The organism is Mesorhizobium calcicola, assembly GCF_042682105.1.
Classification (GTDB): Bacteria; Pseudomonadota; Alphaproteobacteria; order Rhizobiales; family Rhizobiaceae; genus Mesorhizobium; species Mesorhizobium calcicola.
Genome location: NZ_JBHUGY010000020.1, coordinates 345,783 through 360,684, shown reverse-complemented (window position 1 = coordinate 360,684; position 14,902 = coordinate 345,783). Strand labels below are relative to the sequence as shown.

The 14,902-nt window shown below is 64.2% G+C and carries 18 protein-coding genes; 10 read left to right on the top strand and 8 right to left on the bottom strand.

From position 1 onward, the window contains the following. Positions 1-12: 12 nt before the first annotated feature. Positions 13-417, top strand: a complete 405-nt coding sequence (locus ACFSQT_RS13770; RefSeq protein WP_379019384.1) for a GFA family protein — start codon at positions 13-15, stop codon at positions 415-417. Positions 418-424: 7 nt separating this feature from the next. Here ACFSQT_RS13770 and ACFSQT_RS13765 read toward each other — a convergent pair whose 3' ends face one another. After that, positions 425-1,696, bottom strand: coding sequence for a DNA recombination protein RmuC (locus ACFSQT_RS13765; protein WP_379019382.1), 1,272 nt, complete (start codon positions 1,694-1,696; stop codon positions 425-427). Positions 1,697-1,799: 103 nt separating this feature from the next. Between ACFSQT_RS13765 and def the strand changes: the two genes are divergently transcribed. The 4 genes from def to truA all read left to right on the top strand — a co-directional run bounded on the left by def (position 1,800) and on the right by truA (position 4,811). Continuing rightward, positions 1,800-2,330 carry a peptide deformylase gene (gene def / locus ACFSQT_RS13760; RefSeq protein WP_379019380.1) on the top strand — a complete coding sequence of 177 codons (531 nt, stop codon included), beginning with the start codon at positions 1,800-1,802 and terminating at the stop codon, positions 2,328-2,330. Between the two features lie 5 nt (positions 2,331-2,335). After that, the gene (gene fmt, locus ACFSQT_RS13755) at positions 2,336-3,289 is read left to right on the top strand and encodes a methionyl-tRNA formyltransferase (RefSeq protein WP_379019378.1); all 954 of its coding nucleotides are present in this window, start codon (positions 2,336-2,338) and stop codon (positions 3,287-3,289) included. Further along, entirely contained in the window at positions 3,286-3,795 is a 510-nt protein-coding gene (locus tag ACFSQT_RS13750) for a GNAT family N-acetyltransferase (RefSeq protein WP_379019376.1), read from the top strand. The genes fmt and ACFSQT_RS13750 overlap by 4 nt, the downstream gene beginning before the upstream one ends. A 233-nt stretch (positions 3,796-4,028) precedes the next feature. Continuing rightward, positions 4,029-4,811 carry a tRNA pseudouridine(38-40) synthase TruA gene (truA, locus tag ACFSQT_RS13745; protein WP_379019374.1) on the top strand — a complete coding sequence of 261 codons (783 nt, stop codon included), beginning with the start codon at positions 4,029-4,031 and terminating at the stop codon, positions 4,809-4,811. Between the two features lie 38 nt (positions 4,812-4,849). Here the strand turns inward: truA and ACFSQT_RS13740 are convergent, their stop codons facing one another. Both ACFSQT_RS13740 and dapE read right to left on the bottom strand, forming a co-directional pair. After that, positions 4,850-5,482, bottom strand: a complete 633-nt coding sequence (locus ACFSQT_RS13740; RefSeq protein ID WP_379019372.1) for a transporter — start codon at positions 5,480-5,482, stop codon at positions 4,850-4,852. Between the two features lie 2 nt (positions 5,483-5,484). Beyond that, positions 5,485-6,678: a succinyl-diaminopimelate desuccinylase gene (gene dapE, locus ACFSQT_RS13735; RefSeq protein WP_379019370.1), complete on the bottom strand. Its 1,194-nt coding sequence runs from the start codon at positions 6,676-6,678 to the stop codon at positions 5,485-5,487. 116 nt (positions 6,679-6,794) lie between these two features. Between dapE and ACFSQT_RS13730 the strand changes: the two genes are divergently transcribed. Then, a complete protein-coding gene (locus ACFSQT_RS13730) occupies positions 6,795-7,838 on the top strand; it encodes a 2-dehydropantoate 2-reductase (RefSeq protein WP_379019368.1) in 1,044 nt (347 codons plus the stop codon). Here ACFSQT_RS13730 and ACFSQT_RS13725 read toward each other — a convergent pair. The 4 genes from ACFSQT_RS13725 to dapD all read right to left on the bottom strand — a co-directional run bounded on the left by ACFSQT_RS13725 (position 7,738) and on the right by dapD (position 10,187). Then, entirely contained in the window at positions 7,738-8,514 is a 777-nt protein-coding gene (locus ACFSQT_RS13725) for a hypothetical protein (RefSeq protein ID WP_379019366.1), read from the bottom strand. The two genes, ACFSQT_RS13730 and ACFSQT_RS13725, sit on opposite strands and share 101 nt — an antisense overlap. A gap of 13 nt (positions 8,515-8,527) precedes the next feature. Continuing rightward, positions 8,528-8,905, bottom strand: coding sequence for a DUF805 domain-containing protein (locus tag ACFSQT_RS13720; protein ID WP_379019364.1), 378 nt, complete (start codon positions 8,903-8,905; stop codon positions 8,528-8,530). Beyond that, a complete protein-coding gene (locus ACFSQT_RS13715) occupies positions 8,898-9,260 on the bottom strand; it encodes a DUF805 domain-containing protein (RefSeq protein WP_379019362.1) in 363 nt (120 codons plus the stop codon). The genes ACFSQT_RS13720 and ACFSQT_RS13715 overlap by 8 nt, the downstream gene beginning before the upstream one ends. Before the next feature lie 72 nt (positions 9,261-9,332). Continuing rightward, positions 9,333-10,187 carry a 2,3,4,5-tetrahydropyridine-2,6-dicarboxylate N-succinyltransferase gene (gene dapD / locus ACFSQT_RS13710; RefSeq protein ID WP_379019360.1) on the bottom strand — a complete coding sequence of 285 codons (855 nt, stop codon included), beginning with the start codon at positions 10,185-10,187 and terminating at the stop codon, positions 9,333-9,335. Positions 10,188-10,415: 228 nt separating this feature from the next. Between dapD and ACFSQT_RS13705 the strand changes: the two genes are divergently transcribed. Continuing rightward, complete coding sequence (locus ACFSQT_RS13705) at positions 10,416-11,261, top strand: LOG family protein (RefSeq protein ID WP_379019358.1); 846 nt, start codon at positions 10,416-10,418, stop codon at positions 11,259-11,261. Between the two features lie 90 nt (positions 11,262-11,351). On the opposite strand, the gene ACFSQT_RS13700 is transcribed toward ACFSQT_RS13705, so the two are convergent. Further along, complete coding sequence (locus ACFSQT_RS13700) at positions 11,352-12,056, bottom strand: pyrimidine 5'-nucleotidase (protein ID WP_379019356.1); 705 nt, start codon at positions 12,054-12,056, stop codon at positions 11,352-11,354. 161 nt (positions 12,057-12,217) lie between these two features. On the opposite strand from ACFSQT_RS13700, the gene ACFSQT_RS13695 reads away from it, so the two are divergent. The 3 genes from ACFSQT_RS13695 (at position 12,218) to ACFSQT_RS13685 (ending at position 14,848) form a co-directional block, all read left to right on the top strand. Beyond that, positions 12,218-12,979: a GGDEF domain-containing protein gene (locus ACFSQT_RS13695; protein ID WP_379019354.1), complete on the top strand. Its 762-nt coding sequence runs from the start codon at positions 12,218-12,220 to the stop codon at positions 12,977-12,979. 232 nt (positions 12,980-13,211) lie between these two features. After that, a complete protein-coding gene (locus ACFSQT_RS13690) occupies positions 13,212-13,412 on the top strand; it encodes a hypothetical protein (protein ID WP_379019352.1) in 201 nt (66 codons plus the stop codon). Further along, positions 13,409-14,848 (top strand): GMC oxidoreductase, encoded by a 1,440-nt coding sequence (locus ACFSQT_RS13685; protein ID WP_379019350.1) that lies wholly within the window; start codon positions 13,409-13,411, stop codon positions 14,846-14,848. The genes ACFSQT_RS13690 and ACFSQT_RS13685 overlap by 4 nt, the downstream gene beginning before the upstream one ends. Positions 14,849-14,902: the final 54 nt, after the last annotated feature.

The following is a 14,902-nucleotide window of genomic DNA, read 5'->3' as shown; positions in this document are numbered from 1 at the left end:
GGAGAAACAAAGATGAAAATCGACGGCGGCTGCCATTGCGGGGCCATCACCTACGAAGCCGAGGTCGACCCGGAAAAGACCTCGATCTGCCACTGCACGGATTGCCAGAAACTGACCGGCACGGCCTTTCGGGTGACTGTTCCGACGCCGGAGGATCATTACCGGATCACCAAGGGTACGCCGAAAATCTATATCAAGACCGGGGCGAGCGGCGCCAAGCGCGCCCAGGCTTTTTGCGGGGACTGCGGTTCGCACCTCTACGCCACGTCGGTCGGAGATGGTCCAAAGGTCTATGGGATTCGAGCGGGAACCGCGCGGCAACGCGAGGATTTGATCCCGACACAGCAGAAATGGCACCGCTCGGCGCTGCATTGGCTGCCGGAATTCCAGGGCATGGCGACCGTGGAGGAGCAGTAGCCGGCGTTCAGTCGTCGCCTTCGACAACCCTCAACCTGAGCTGTCCGGTTTTCGAATCGGCAACGCGGGCGCCGGCTTCGACCTTCGCAGCGGCAGGCCGTGATGCGTCGTCGGGGCCGGCATCGCCGTCGGGCTGGGCGCCGAACTCCAGCGCCTCGATCTTCTGGCCGCGCTTGGTCACCTTCGACGTCGAGACGAGGATGTCGTCGATGTCCTTGGCCGACTGGCCGAAATGAACCTGCAGCTTGCGCACCCGCTCGTCGACACGCGCAACATCCTCCATCAGCCGGATGACCTCGCCCTGGATCAGATGCGCCTGTTCGCGCATGCGGGCGTCCTTGAGGATGGCCTGGATGACCTGGATCGACAGCATCAGCAGCGACGGCGAGACGATGACGACGCGGGCGCGGTGCGCCTTGTGGACGATGGCCTCGAAATTCTCGTGGATCTCGGCGAACACCGATTCCGACGGCACGAACATGAAGGCGGTGTCCTGCGTCTCGCCCTGGATCAGGTATTTTTCCGATATATCGCGGACATGGATCTCGATGTCGCGGCGAAAGGCCTGGGCGGCGATTTTCTGCAGATCGGCGCCATCGGCGGCGCGGATGGCGTTCCAGGCTTCCAGCGGAAATTTGGCATCGATGGCAAGCGACGGCGCGCCGTTCGGCATCTTCACCAGGCAGTCGGGCCGGCTGCCGTTCGACAGCGTCGCCTGGAACTCGTAGGCGCCATGCGGCAGGCCGTCGGCAACGATCGCTTCCATGCGCGACTGGCCGAAGGCGCCGCGCGTCTGCTTGTTGGAGAGGATCGCCTGCAGCTGCACGACCTGGCCGGCGAGCGACTGGATGTTGCCTTGCGCGGTGTCGATGACTGCCAGCCGCTCCTGCAATTTGGCCAGGCTCTCATGCGTCGATTTGGTCTGCTCGGTCATGGTCTGGCCGATGCGGCCGGTCATGGCGTCGAGGCGCTGGCCGATCGACTGCGTCAGCTCCGCCTGCCGTGCCCCGAACACTTCGGCAATGGCGCCCATGCGGCCCTGCATCTCGGCCTGGCTTTGCAAGATGCCGGCCATCCGCGCCTCGGCGTCGCGGGCATGATCGGCGGCCTCGGCGGCGGCGGCGGCGCGCGCCTTGGCCGACCGCCACAGCGCGATGACCAGCGCCAGGAACAGGCCAAGAAACAGCAACGCGCCGAAAGCCAGCGCGTGGCCGAGCGTGATCGTGGAAGCGCCAAGCCGGGCGACAGGCTCCGAAAGGATAGTGCTTAGATCATTCATGTGGACAGCATAGCCGATTCGGTTCGCCGGCACAGATCAAAACGTGAACGCTGACAAAGCGTACCGGTTGACGCTTTTCGCTGGAGGTCTTAGGTGGAACGCCATGCCGATCAAGCCGCTCATCATCCTTCCCGACCCCACCCTGCGCCAGGTTTCCAAGCCGGTGGAGCGCGTCGACGGGCCTTTGCGCAAACTGGCCGACGACATGCTGGCGACCATGTATGACGCGCCCGGCATAGGGCTGGCGGCGATCCAGATCGGCGAACCCTTGCGCATGCTGGTGATTGACCTGGCCAAGGAAGACGAGACACCGGCGCCGCATGTCTTCATCAACCCGGAGATCCTGGAGAGCGCCGACGCGCGCTCCGTCTACGAGGAAGGCTGCCTGTCGATCCCGGACTACTACGCCGAGGTCGAACGTCCGGCCGCCGTGCGGGTCAAATATCTCGACCGCGACGGCAAGCTGCAGGAGATCGAGGCCGAGGGCTTGATGGCGACCTGCCTGCAGCACGAGATCGACCACCTCAATGGTGTCTTGTTCATCGATCACATCTCGAAGCTGAAGCGCGACATGGTGGTGAAAAAGTTCAAGAAGCTCGCCAGGGACAAGGCGCCGGGCAAGATGGTGGGATAGGGGAAATGCCCCTTCGCGTCATCTTCATGGGCACGCCGGAGTTTTCGGTGCCGACGCTGCGCGCCATCGCCGAGGCCGGACAAGAGATCGCCGCCGTCTATACCCAGCCGCCGCGCGCGGCCGGACGACGCGGGCTGGAGCTGACGCCGTCGCCGGTGCAGCGCGAGGCGGAGCGGCTGGGCATCGAGACGCGCACACCGGTATCGCTCAAAGGCGAGGCCGAGCAGGCCGCTTTCCGCGCCTTGCAGGCCGATGTCGCCGTGGTCGTCGCTTATGGCTTGCTGTTGCCGAAGGCGGTTCTGGAGGCGCCCCGGCTTGGCTGCATCAACGGCCATGCCTCGCTTCTGCCACGCTGGCGTGGTGCCGCGCCCATCCAGCGCGCGATCATGGCCGGGGACAGCGAAACCGGCATGATGGTGATGCGCATGGAAGAGGGCCTGGACACCGGCCCGGTGGCAATGGTTGAAAAATGCGCCATCGGACCCGATATGACAGCCGGCGATCTGCATGATCGGTTGATGAGTGTCGGTGCTAGCCTGATGGTGGAAGCGCTGGCGCGACTGGAAAGGAACACCCTGACATTTACCCGCCAAGCGGCGGAAGGGGTGACCTACGCCAAGAAAATCGATAAATCCGAGACTCGCGTGGACTGGACTCGCTCGGCGAGCGAAGTGCACAATAGCATTCGCGGCCTGTCGCCGTTTCCCGGCGCCTGGTCCGAGATAGGAATTGGCGGCCGCCCGGAGCGGCTGAAACTGCTTCGCTCGACGCTATCCGAAGGCCTGTCGCTTTCGGAGGATTTGGGCGAGTCGGGAGGAATTCTCGATGACCGGCTGACGGTCGCCTGCGGGGCAGGCGCGATCAGTCTGGTCGAAGTTCAACGGGCGGGCGGAAAGCCCGCTGCCGCGTCGGAGTTCCTGCGCGGGGCCAAGATCGAAAGAGGAATGAAATTCTCATGAGCATGATGTCGATACGCGCGGCGACGCCGCGGGATCGCGAGGCCATCCGCCTCGTCGAGGAACACGCTTTCGGCCAGCAGGCGGAGGCCGGACTGGTCGACGCGCTGGTGACCGGCGGCGACGCCGTTGCCGAACTGGTGGCGGAAGAAGACGGCCAGGTGGTCGGCCACATCCTGTTTTCCCGGCTGTTCGTCCAGAGCGGCGGCAAGAACTTTCCGGCCGTGGCGCTCGCGCCGCTGGCGGTGGAGCCTTCGTTCCATGGCAGCGGCATCGGCGGCGCGCTGATCCGCGAGGCGCATATCCGCCTCAAGGACGCCGGCGAGACGCTGGCCGTGGTGCTGGGTGACCCGGCCTATTACAGCCGTTTCGGCTACAGCCATGCACGCGCCGAAAAGTTCGAGAGCGAGTACCAAAGCGAGGCACTGCAGGCGCTGGCCTGGGGCGACGCCCCGGAAGCCGGCAGGCTGGTCTACGCTTCGGCTTTCGGCTCGGCCCTCGCCGCGTAAGCGGCAACAGCCCTAAAGCGCGTCGCGTTCGAACGGATTCAGGCGACGCGCTTTAGGTTATTGGTTCATGCATGCCGTCTCGCAAAACCGAGGCCACTTTTGCGCGACATGCATTGGGAGCCGGATGATTTCAGGTCGAATCGCCCTGAAATCCGAATTCGGCTCTAACTCAAAGAGATAGAGCATGACGTCGTCCGAAACCCGCTTCACACTTTTCGGCGTCACGCTCTAGCATGCCGCGGTTTCGCCTCGACATCGAATATGACGGCAGCCTGTTTGCCGGCTGGCAGCACCAGGCGGACCAGCCTTCGGTGCAGCAGGCGATCGAGCAGGCTATCGTAAAATTCTGTGGCGAGGAGGTCAGGTTGCGCGCCGCCGGCCGCACCGATGCCGGCGTGCATGCGACCGCCCAGGTGGCGCATGTCGACCTCACCAAGGCGTGGCCGGGCGACAAGGTGCGTGATGCCGTCAACGCGCATCTGCAGATGGCCGGCGCGCACATCGCGGTCCTCAAGGCGACGGTCGTCTCCGATGCCTTCGACGCGCGCTTCTCGGCCACCGGCCGCCACTATCTCTACCGCATCCTCAACCGCCGCGCGCCGGCCGCGCTCGACAAGGGCAAGGTGTGGTGGGTGCCGAAGCGGCTCGACGCCGTCGCCATGCACGAGGCGGCAAAAATCCTGCTCGGACGGCATGACTTCACCACCTTCCGCTCGACCCAGTGCCAGGCCAACAGCCCGATCAGGACGCTGGAGCGGCTCGACGTGAGCCGGGAGGGCGACCTGATCGAGGTGAGGGCTTCGGCGCGCTCGTTCCTGCACAATCAGGTTCGCTCGATGGTCGGCTCCCTGAAGCGCGTCGGCGAAGGCGGCTGGACCGCTGCCGACCTGAAAGCGGCGCTCCAGGCGCACGACCGCGCCGCCTGCGGCCAGGTGGCGCCGCCCGATGGGCTGTTTCTCATTGGCGTCGATTATCCAGGCGGCGTCGATTATCCGGGCGTCGACAATCTGGGATAGAGCCCAAGAAGGCTCTATCCGGGATAGAGCCCAGAAGGCTATCCGGCGACGAGCCCGGAAAGGCTTTGAGGCCCGACATCGTCCGGCACGGTGATGCCGAGCAGCGTCTGCAGGCCGAACAGCACCAATAGCGAGGCTATGAACATGCCGACGAACACGGCGGTGCCGACGGCTGCGCCCTTGCCGATGGTGGCGTTGGTCATGCGCCAGGTCAGCACCATCGACAGGGCAAACAACAACAGCGACACAAGGCTCGAAACCTGGCTTGCGGACGACAGGAAAAGCCTGATCAGCGCCGAGGGCAGCATCAGCCAGGCGGTGATGGCCGAAGCCCAGTTGCTGGCAACGACATAGTGGACGAAGCGGCCGCCAATGCCGGCGCGCGGCGCGACCAGGGCCAAGGCGATGAGCGGCAGCACCCAGGAGCCGATATCGACCGTCGCCAGGCGCGCCAGCATGCTGAGGCGCCCGGCGAAGGCGTTGGGATCGCCGATCTCGTTGGCGATGCCGACCCAGCTGACGATCAGCGCCGGCGCTGCAACGACAATGGCGAAAAAGGAATTCCAGAAACCGTCAGCCGACAGGTCGAGCAGGCGCAGGCCATCGACCTTGCCGAGCATCAGCCGCCAGGCACCCGTCAGCGAAGCTTGGGTTTCGTCCGCCGAAAGCATGCTCAGCCCTGTCCGAACCAGTCTTCGATGAAACGCTGGTAGATTTGCGTCAGCGTTTCAAGATCGGCAATGGCGACGCGCTCGTCGACCATGTGCATGGTCTTGCCGATCAGCCCGAACTCGACCACCGGGCAATAGTCCTTGATGAAGCGCGCGTCCGAGGTGCCGCCCGAGGTCGACAGCGTCGGCTCCTTGCCGACCGCCGACTTGATCGAGCCGCGCAGCGTTTCGATCAGTCTGTCGTCGCGGGTCAGGAAGACATGGCTCGGCCGGTCGCGCCAGACGAGGTCGTAGTCGACCGGCGTCTTCTTGCCCTGCCGGTACTTCTTGCGCCTGGCCGCCTGATCCAGGCGGTTGTGGATCTCGGCCTGGACGGTCTCTGCCGTCCAGGTGTCGTTGAAGCGGATGTTGAAGGTCGCGGTCGCCTTGGCCGCAATGACATTGGTGGCCGGATTGCCGACATCGATGGAAGTCACCTCCAGATTGGTCGGCTGGAAATCCCTGGTTCCCTTGTCGAAGACAGGATGCAGCAAGGCGTCGACCAGGCTCATCAGCCCGCGCACCGGATTGTCGGCAAGCTGCGGGTAGGCAACGTGGCCCTGGCGACCGTTGACGGTGATGGCGCCGGACATCGAGCCGCGGCGGCCGATCTTGATCATGTCGCCAAGCGCGTGCGGGTTGGTCGGTTCGCCGACGATCGAGGCATCCCATTTCTCACCCCGGGAAGCCGCCCATTCGAGCAGCTTGACCGTGCCGTTGATGGCCGGCCCTTCCTCGTCGCCGGTGATCAGCAGCGAGACCGAGCCTTTTGGACCGCCATTGTTCTCGACATGGCGCGCCACGGCGGCGATGAAACAGGCAATGCCGCCCTTCATGTCGACGGCGCCACGGCCGTACATCTCGCCATTGGCGATCTCGGCGCCGAACGGCGGATGCGTCCAGGCGGCTTCGTCGCCGACCGGCACCACGTCGGTATGGCCGGCGAACATCAGGTGCGGGCCGTTGCCCGACCGGCGCGCATAGAGGTTTTCGATATCGGGCGTGCCATCTTCGGAAAACACCGGCCGGTCGACCAGGAAGCCAAGCGGCTTCAGCATCGTCTCCAGCGCGGTCAGCGCGCCGCCTTCGGCGGGCGTCACCGAAGCACAACGGATAAGGGCGGCGAGGTTTTCGGCGGGATCGGTCGGCAGCGTCATGGCAAAAGCGATAGTCGAAAGCGGAGGGCCTGTCACGGCCAGACATAGGGGCCAGTGATGGCGCCGACATTATGGTTTTCATGTCGTATAGTTGCGGGCCGGTGCGGAGCGACGGGATGGCAAACGCGGACAAGAGGATCGTCATTGCCGGCGCCGGCAGCATCGGCTGCTATGCCGGCGGCTGCCTGGCGCTCGCCGGGCGCCGGGTGACCCTTTTGGTCCGGCCGCGCATCGAGGCGGCGCTGCGGCAGCGCGGATTGCGGGTCAGCGACCTCCAGGGCCGCGACCGCTCGATCGCGCCGGAGGCGCTTCTCGTCAGCGCCGATCCGACTGTCGCCCTGCCGCAGGCGGATGTGATCCTGGTCACGGTCAAGAGCGGCGCGACGCAGGATATGGCCGCGCTCATCCAGGCTCACGCCCGCCCCGGTGCGGTGGTGGTCAGCCTGCAGAACGGCGTCGACAATGCCGACAGGCTGCGTGCCGGGCTCGACGGCCGAACGGTGCTGGCCGGCATGGTGCCGTTCAATGTGGTGCAGTCTCCGGACGGCGCGCTGCCGCTCCACGTGCATCGCGCCAGCGACGGCAAGGTGATGATCGAGGACGGCGACGCCGGCTTGGTCAGCCTGCTCGCCGTCGAAGGGTTTGCGGTCGAAGCGCATGGCGACATGAAGGCCGTGCTGTGGGGCAAGCTGCTGATGAATTTGAACAACGCGCTGGTGGCGCTGTCGGGCCTGCCGCTGGCGACCGAACTCGCCGACCGTCGCTGGCGACTGATCCTGGCTGGCCAGATCGACGAGGCGCTGAACGCGATGAAAGCGTCCGGCATCGAGCCGGCGCGGATCGGCGGCTTGCGGCCGGCGCTGCTGCCGAAGGTGCTCAGGCTACCGGACTGGCTGTTCAGGCTCCTGGCGCGGCGCATGCTGGCGATCGACCCGCAGGCGCGCTCGTCGATGTGGGACGACCTGCAGCGCGGCCGGCCGACGGAGATCGGCGAGTTGCAAGGGGCGGTGCTCGGCCTCGCCGAAAAAACCGGTACGCCGGCGCCTCTGCTTAAAAAGGTTACCGCCTTGGTGCGCGCGGCGGAAGCGGAGCGGTTTGGCTCGCCGGGCCTGGCGCCGGAGCAGGTTGTTGCGCCGCCGGATGGGCCTCGATCAGCGTGATCTTCTGCCAGATCTTCCGCGACAGGTTGGACGCCAGGTTCTCGACGTCGTTGACGCCGTCGATGACCACGTCGTCATTGACCGACTGCGCGAACAGTGCTGCGATCTTGCCGGTGATCGACAGCATTTCGGAGCAATAGTCGAGGTAGCGCGCCAGGTCGGCGGCATTGGTGATGCGGGCCGGCGAGTGCGAGGTCGGCTTGAAATTGGCCGAGAGGGCCGCCGGATCCTTGGTCAGCTGGTGCATGTCGATGACATGGATCAGCGACCGCAGGCCGTGCAGCTGGCGAAACACCTGCTTGCGCTTGATGCGCTCCTCGGTGCGGACCAGCGCCAGGAAGCCGAGCACGGCGAGGATCATCATGTTGATCGTGGCTTCGATGCCTTGCACCGACTGCACCGCGTCGTCGGCCTGGGAGATGTGGATGAGCGGCAGGATGGTGCCGACGAACAGGAAGACCAGCGCGCCGGCGACAACGGCGGCGACGATGAGCCCGCGCAGCCACCAGATCGGCGCTTCGAGCGCCTTGGCAGCCTTGGCCAGATCGCGCGACAGCGACACCAGTTCGGCGGCGACGCCGCGCAGTCCGGCCTCGGGAAAACGCTCGGCGACGCGGCCCTCCAGCCGTTCGGCGGTGTCGATGATCAGTTTCGGATCAAGCGTGCGGTAGCGCATGTCCGATCGGCCCTCAGGGTTGCGCCGGCTCGTTGGTGCGCCGGCCATAGCGGTTGGGCCCAGGCTGCCCTGGAAACAGGCACAACACAAGGAAGGCGACGATCGAGACCACCGGCACGAACAGGATCAGCGCGGCAATGCCGGGCTTGTCGAGGTCGTGCAGCCGCTTCACCGCCAGCGCGATGTTCGACCATAGCGACGCGATGAAGGCGATGAAGAAGATGAACGACCACATGTTGCTCTCGGCCGAGCCTTCCGGCACCAGCGTGAAGCGGTAGAGCGGAAAGGCCTGTATGATGGCGACGAGCAAGCCGCCAAGAAAATAGGCCGCGCGACTGACGCGGCCCGAGGTTTTGAAGAAAAGCCAGGTGAGATCTGATCTGTCAGGCAAGCGGGTCCGGTCCATATTGATTGGCACCCTTGGTGCCTTCGAGAATGCCGCATTCCACCAGAAACCAGATCGCGCCGATGAAAGGCACCAGCATGATCAGGCTCCACCAGCCCGACTTGCCGCGATCATGCCAGCGCTTGGCGTAGACTGCGAGTGCGAAATAGATCGAGGCCAGCGCGGCGAGGATGCCGACGATACCGATCTGGCCGCCGCTGGCGGTGGTGATGCGTGTGCCCAGGATCGCATCGATAATGAAGGCAACGATGCCAATGACGATGAAGACCCCGATCGCGGCCCAGAATTTGGCACGATTGATGCGACCGTCGAAACTCGTCAGCAGATATTTCCAGTCCATGTCACCCCTCCATGTTGAACCAGCGCGACCGATTGTCGCGCCGGCGGAAGGTGCGCTCGCTTTGCGCAAAGATCAATCGCGCAGCAATTCGTTGATCGAGGTCTTGGACCGGGTCCTGGCGTCGACGCGCTTGACGATGACGGCGCAGTAGAGGCCTGGGCCAGGCTCGTTGTTCGGAAAAGGCTTGCCAGGCAGCGAACCGGCGACAACGACGGAATTCGGCGGCACTTCGCCGTAGAAGACTTCGCCGGTGGCGCGGTCGACGATCTTGGTCGACTGGCCGATGAAGACGCCCATGCCGAGCACCGAGCCTTCGCGTACGATGCAGCCCTCGACCACTTCCGAGCGCGCGCCGATGAAGCAATTGTCCTCGATGATGGTGGGACCGGCCTGCATCGGCTCCAGCACGCCGCCGATGCCGACGCCGCCCGACAGATGCACATTCTTGCCGATCTGGGCGCAGGAGCCGACCGAGGCCCAGGTGTCGACCATGGTGCCTGAGTCGACATAGGCGCCGACGTTGACGAAGGACGGCATCAGCACGGCGCCCGGCGCGACATAGGCCGAACGGCGCACGATCGACGACGGCACGGCGCGGAAGCCGGCCTTCTCGAAGTCGACGGCGCTCCAGCCGTCGAACTTCGACGGCACCTTGTCCCACCACACGGCTTGGCCGGGACCGCCCTTGATGATCTCCATCGGGTTGAGCCGGAAGGACAACAGCACGGCCTTCTTCAGCCACTGGTTGACATGCCACTTGCCGTCGGCCTGCCGCTCGGCGACGCGGGCGGTGCCGCGGTCGAGCAGGTCGAGCGCCGACTGGATGGCGTCGCGCGTTTCGCCGCGGGTCGCCGTCGAAATCGTGTCGCGTTCCTCGAAGGCCTTCTCGATGGTCTTTTCGAGGCTCGCCAGATCGGGCTTCGACATGAATTCGCTCCATTACCAAGCTGTTAAGGGGCTGCGCCTTAACCTGTTTTGAAAGTCGCGCGGACCCCTGGCAGGCTTTGCCTGCCTGGGTCTTTGCATGTAGCAGGTTCTTGTCGCAAAACCGCCGGACACTTTTGCGGAACCTGCTTATGTTAAGGCTCAATGAGGGTCAATCGCGGCTGCGCCATGGGACGGCGCAAGTGAAGAATCTGGACGGGTAAGGCAATTATGACTCCTATGGAAAAGGCGGGGTGGACGCCGCTGCCGCATTCGGACGAGGATCTGGAGCGGTCGAAGAGCGTGCCGGACACGCCGCAGACGCGTGCCGAGACATACCGGCTGGCGTGGAACGATCCCGAGTTCATGACGCGGCGCGAATTGCGCGCGGTCAGGCTGCAGCTCGAACTCCTGAAACCGGAGATGATCCTGGCCGAACGCGGCATCCGTTCGACGGTGATCCTGTTCGGCGGCGCTCGTCTGCCGGAGCCCGGCGGCGTGGCCTGGGCGGCCAAGAACGAGACGCAGAGGAAGAACCTCGAGAAAAACAGCAAATATTACGAGGAGGCGCGCAAGTTCGCCCGCCTCTGCTCACAGCAGTCGGCGGCTTCCTACTACCGCGAATATGTCGTGGTGACCGGCGGCGGGCCTGGCGTGATGGAAGCGGGAAATCGCGGCGCCGACGACGTCGGCGCGCCGTCGATCGGCCTCAACATCGTGTTGCCGCACGAGCAGGCGCCGAACGCCTATGTGACGCCGGAGCTCTGCTTCAACTTCCACTATTTCGCCATTCGCAAGATGCATTTCGTCATGCGCGCCAAGGCGGTGGCGGTGTTTCCCGGCGGCTTCGGCACGATGGACGAGTTCTTCGAGACGCTGACCCTGATCCAGACCGGACGCATGGAGCGCGTGCCGGTGATCCTGTTCGGCAAATCCTTCTGGAAACGGGCGATCGATCTCGATTTCCTCGCCGAACAGGGCACGATCAGCCCCGGCGACCAGGACATCATCGATTTCGTCGACACCGCCGACGAGGCCTGGGGGATCGTCAGCCGTTTCTACAAGTTAGGGGAGTAGGGGTGTAGGCAGTAGGCAGTAGGCAGTAGGCAGTAGGAGAATAGGGCGTTGCAGCCTCGTTCCAGATCAATTCCTCTACTCCCTACTCCCCTACTCCCTTGCAACAATCGCCGTCAGGAAGCCGGCGAGGTCGTCGGTGACGAAATCGACATCGTCCTCGTTGGCCGGGTCGCGCTCCCAGATCTCGGAAAAGGTCGGCTCGAAATTGCGTGGCACCACGAGCACCGTGGTCATGCCCAGCGACTTGGGCACCGAAAGGTTGCGGGCAAGGTCCTCGAACATCACCGCATTGTGGCCGGTGACCGCATGGAGTTCGGCGAACTTCTCGTAGGTCTGGCGCGCCGGTTTGGGATTGAGCCCGGCGGCGACGATATCGAAGATGTCGTCGAAATGGTCGAGAATGCCGAGCTGGCGCGCGGTGCGTTCGGCGTGCCTGCGATCGCCGTTGGTGAAGATGAACTTGCGGCCGGGAAGCTGGCGGATGGCGGTGCCGAGAACGGGGTCGGGCACCAGCCATGAATAATCGATGTCGTGCACCTTCTCGAGGAAGTCATCGGGGTCGATGCCGTGGCGCGTCATCAGCCCATTCAACGTCGTGCCATATTCCAGATAGAGCTGCTTCTGCAGCTTGCGTGCTTCCTCGCGCGGCAGCGCCAGCAGTTCGCCGATATAGGCGGTCATCTTGACGTCGATCTGCGAGAACAGATTCGAATGATGCGGATAGAGCGTGTTGTCGAGGTCGAACACCCAGTCGGTGACATGGGCGAAGCGGGCGGGGTCAGGGAGCGTGGTCATGCGCTCCTTATGGCATGAAACGGATATTCCGGAAGAGACTTTATCCACAACTTATGCGGGTCGAAAGTGGCTGAAATGGCGTCACGATTCAAATTTTAGGCATCCGGGAAAGGTGGCCTTCAGGGCTTGCTGGCAGAGAGATAAACCTGTGGGAGCCCGTGATGAACAGCATAATCTTGAGATCCGCCGCCGTTGCTTTTGCCTCTGTCGCGGCCTCTCTCCTGCTGACCCTGATCATCGTTCCGGCGATGGGATTTCCGGTCAACCGCACGATCTGGCTCACCTCCACGCTGTGTCCGCTGGTCCTCGCATGGGCCGCCAGCGCAAGCACTTTCTGGCAAAGCGACAGGCTGAAAAGCGCGCATCGCGACCTCGCCCGGGCCCATGCCCAGCTCGCCGCCGCGCATCGCCGCCTGGCGGACAAGGCGAGCCGCGACGACATGACCGGCATGCTCAACCGGGAAAACTTCTTTGCCGCGCTCGACGGTTCCCGTCGCAAGTCCGATCGCGGCGCGCTGCTGATCATCGACGCCGACCACTTCAAGACGATCAACGACAATTTTGGCCACCTGACCGGCGATGACGCGCTGCTTTTGATCGCCGGCGCGATCGAGCGCGGCGTGCGCGGCGGCGATGTGCTCGGCCGCATCGGCGGCGAGGAATTCGGCGCCTTCCTGATCGGCGCCACCGAGCAGGAGGCCAAGCGCGTCGCCGAGCGCATTCGCCGCGAGGTTGAGCTGATCCGCTTCCGGCCGGTCGACGAGCGGACCGTTCCGCTCACGGTCAGCATCGGCGGGACCGTCTGTGGCGAGGATATCAGCCTGTCGGACCTGATGCGCGCCGCCGACCGGCGCCTCTACCAGGCCAAGCACCGGGGGCGCAATCTGACGATCCTCGATACGGACATTTCCGCGGCGGCGTGATCAGGCGGCCGATGCGTCGGCATCCGGCCCGTTAAGGAAATTCTAACCCTGTTTGCACTCCGTTGCGCCGTTTACCCGGTTTTCGCAGCTTTGCGGCTAGCGTGGCACAATACTGGCTTCTGCGGCGATGCATGTGTCGTTTCGGGACCTGTCGTTCCGGGATCTGTCGTCCCGGGATCTGTCGATCCGGGAATACCATGCGAAGCCGAGGCCCTCACCCGAGAGACCAGTCATGAGTTTCTTCATCAAGAAAATGTCCCGCCGCACGATCGTGCAGGCGCTGATCGCACTGCCTGCCCTGTCCTTGTTCCGCAAGCTGCCTGACGCCGGTGCCTCCCACGCCGATTCATCCCGAGCCGATCCAACCCGGGCCGACCCCAACGAGATCGTCGAGGTCAATGGCTGGATCCTGAAGCGGAGCGATCTGGCATGATCTTCGACAGCTATGTGGCGTTTGGCGCCGCGAATTTCACCGCCAAGGTCTGCATCCTCGGCTCCGGCCCGGCCGGCACCACCATTGCCCGCAAGCTCGGCGCTGCCGGCATTCCGGTCGTGGTGCTGGAGGCGGGCTCGCGTGAATTCAGCGACGAGTCGCAGGATTTCTACCGTGGCACCACGGTCGGCGATTTCTATTTCGATCTCGACGTCACCCGGCTGCGGTTCATGGGTGGCAGTTCGAACCACTGGGCAGGCTGGTGCCGCGTGCTCGACAAACAGGATTTCGAGCCGAAGGCCTGGGCACCCGACACGGGCTGGCCGATCCGCCGCCCCGATATCGAACCCTATCTGCCGGAAGTGCACGATATCCTCGACCTTCCTGATTTCCGGTCGGATGTGCCGGTCTCCGACGACATTCGCTGGGTGCAGCTGATCAAGAGCCCGGCGGTGCGCTTCGGCGAAAAATTCGCCGACGAACTCGACAAGAGCAGCAACATCGCGGTCGTGCTCAACACCTACGCCACCGAACTAACCGGCGACGGCAGAAGGGTGACCGGTGCCAGGCTGTGGTCGAACGGGCGGGATGCCGGTTCCTTCAGCGCGGACTATTTCATTGTCTGCACCGGCGGACTGGAGAATTCGCGCCTGCTTCTGTGGTCGAACCAGCGCTCGAACGGCGGCGTCGTGCCGAATGCAACAGCGCTTGGCCGCTACTGGATGGAGCATCCGACCTTCGAGGGCGGCAATGCCATCCTGGCCGACTATGGCGAATTCGAGGTCGATGCCGTCAACGAGGCCTTCTTCTCGCCGACGCTTGCCGCCATGGAGCGCCTGCAGATCATGAATTTTGGCATCAGGCTGATCGAAACGCCGTATCCGGGCGTCAAGAGCCTGATCGCCGACCTCGCCTGCACGGCGCCGAGCATGGCTGAATGGATGTCATTCAAGCTCAGCCAGAATCTGCGCTGCGCGGCCCAGCTCTATGTTGCCTGGGAACAGGCGCCGCTGGCCTCCAACCAGATCGAACTGTCGAAAACCGATGTCGACCATGCCGGTGTGCCGCGCATCGAGCTGCACTGGAAGAAATCGGAACTGGAACGCCGCACCCTCCTCGAAGGGCTCAGGCTGTTCGGCGCGACGCTGATCGAGAAGAATCTCGGCCGGGTGCGCATTGCCGACTGGATCACCAATGGCGGCGACTACCCGACCAATGACGAGACGGCGGGCCATCACCATATGGGCGGCACGCGCATGGGCACCGACTTCACCAAGAGCGTTGTCGATGCCAACTGCAAGGTGCATGGCATGGACAATCTCTATGTCGGCGGCTCCTCGGTGTTCTGCACATCGGGCGAATGCAATCCGACGACGACGATCACCGCGCTGGCCTGCCGGCTGGGTGACCATCTGAGCAAGGTGGTCACCGTCTGACATTCCACGGTAGCCGGCGCCAGTGATGGCGCCGGCAGATGCGCGGCATCATGC

What these genes read in the sequence shown, in the direction of transcription:
- ACFSQT_RS13770 (WP_379019384.1), top strand. Translation starts at nt 13, where the DNA reads ATGAAAATCGACGGCGGCTGCCATTGCGGGGCCATCACCTACGAAGCC.
- ACFSQT_RS13765 (WP_379019382.1), bottom strand. Translation starts at nt 1,696, where the DNA reads ATGAATGATCTAAGCACTATCCTTTCGGAGCCTGTCGCCCGGCTTGGC.
- def (WP_379019380.1), top strand. Translation starts at nt 1,800, where the DNA reads ATGCCGATCAAGCCGCTCATCATCCTTCCCGACCCCACCCTGCGCCAG.
- fmt (WP_379019378.1), top strand. Translation starts at nt 2,336, where the DNA reads ATGCCCCTTCGCGTCATCTTCATGGGCACGCCGGAGTTTTCGGTGCCG.
- ACFSQT_RS13750 (WP_379019376.1), top strand. Translation starts at nt 3,286, where the DNA reads ATGAGCATGATGTCGATACGCGCGGCGACGCCGCGGGATCGCGAGGCC.
- truA (WP_379019374.1), top strand. Translation starts at nt 4,029, where the DNA reads ATGCCGCGGTTTCGCCTCGACATCGAATATGACGGCAGCCTGTTTGCC.
- ACFSQT_RS13740 (WP_379019372.1), bottom strand. Translation starts at nt 5,482, where the DNA reads ATGCTTTCGGCGGACGAAACCCAAGCTTCGCTGACGGGTGCCTGGCGG.
- dapE (WP_379019370.1), bottom strand. Translation starts at nt 6,678, where the DNA reads ATGACGCTGCCGACCGATCCCGCCGAAAACCTCGCCGCCCTTATCCGT.
- ACFSQT_RS13730 (WP_379019368.1), top strand. Translation starts at nt 6,795, where the DNA reads ATGGCAAACGCGGACAAGAGGATCGTCATTGCCGGCGCCGGCAGCATC.
- ACFSQT_RS13725 (WP_379019366.1), bottom strand. Translation starts at nt 8,514, where the DNA reads ATGCGCTACCGCACGCTTGATCCGAAACTGATCATCGACACCGCCGAA.
- ACFSQT_RS13715 (WP_379019362.1), bottom strand. Translation starts at nt 9,260, where the DNA reads ATGGACTGGAAATATCTGCTGACGAGTTTCGACGGTCGCATCAATCGT.
- dapD (WP_379019360.1), bottom strand. Translation starts at nt 10,187, where the DNA reads ATGTCGAAGCCCGATCTGGCGAGCCTCGAAAAGACCATCGAGAAGGCC.
- ACFSQT_RS13705 (WP_379019358.1), top strand. Translation starts at nt 10,416, where the DNA reads ATGACTCCTATGGAAAAGGCGGGGTGGACGCCGCTGCCGCATTCGGAC.
- ACFSQT_RS13700 (WP_379019356.1), bottom strand. Translation starts at nt 12,056, where the DNA reads ATGACCACGCTCCCTGACCCCGCCCGCTTCGCCCATGTCACCGACTGG.
- ACFSQT_RS13695 (WP_379019354.1), top strand. Translation starts at nt 12,218, where the DNA reads ATGAACAGCATAATCTTGAGATCCGCCGCCGTTGCTTTTGCCTCTGTC.
- ACFSQT_RS13690 (WP_379019352.1), top strand. Translation starts at nt 13,212, where the DNA reads ATGAGTTTCTTCATCAAGAAAATGTCCCGCCGCACGATCGTGCAGGCG.
- ACFSQT_RS13685 (WP_379019350.1), top strand. Translation starts at nt 13,409, where the DNA reads ATGATCTTCGACAGCTATGTGGCGTTTGGCGCCGCGAATTTCACCGCC.